Consider the following 418-nt stretch of genomic DNA (forward strand, 5'->3'; position numbering starts at 1 on the left):
TTTGTTCAAAATGATAAAAATGGTTTTTTGATTTCTTCGGATCGCAATGATGAAGAACATTATAATCTCGATGAAATGTCACAAAGGATCGTAGATTTGTTTAATAAAGTTAATTTAGAAGCTTTTCGAGAAAAGTCTTATCAAATTTCCACAAAATTTATGACTAATAAAATTGAAACTAAATGGAAGGATCTTTTAGAGGGACTTAATGATTAACTTATTTGATAACTTTGATCAAGGCAGTCAAGACCTTTATCAATCATTAATTTTTTCTGGTTATGACAATCAAACGGTTGTAATTAATGACAACGGTTTCCTGCCGAAAAATATTATTTCACCCTATGCTTTTTTCGCTGGTTATTATAGCAACCAAACAACAAAAGCAAAAAGCTTTTATCAGATTCGAGTTCCTAAATTT

General features: G+C 29.2%; 2 pseudogenes. Both read left to right on the plus strand.

Annotated elements, in window-relative coordinates:
* Positions 1 to 216: pseudogene (locus KH893_RS12540) on the plus strand (accessory Sec system glycosyltransferase GtfA); the annotation flags it as partial.
* A pseudogene (locus KH893_RS12545) lies at positions 209 to 418 on the plus strand (accessory Sec system glycosylation chaperone GtfB); the annotation flags it as partial. The pseudogenes KH893_RS12540 and KH893_RS12545, both read left to right, overlap by 8 nt.

It is taken from the genome of Liquorilactobacillus sicerae (genome assembly GCF_029916425.1).
Taxonomy (GTDB): Bacteria; Bacillota; Bacilli; order Lactobacillales; family Lactobacillaceae; genus Liquorilactobacillus; species Liquorilactobacillus sicerae.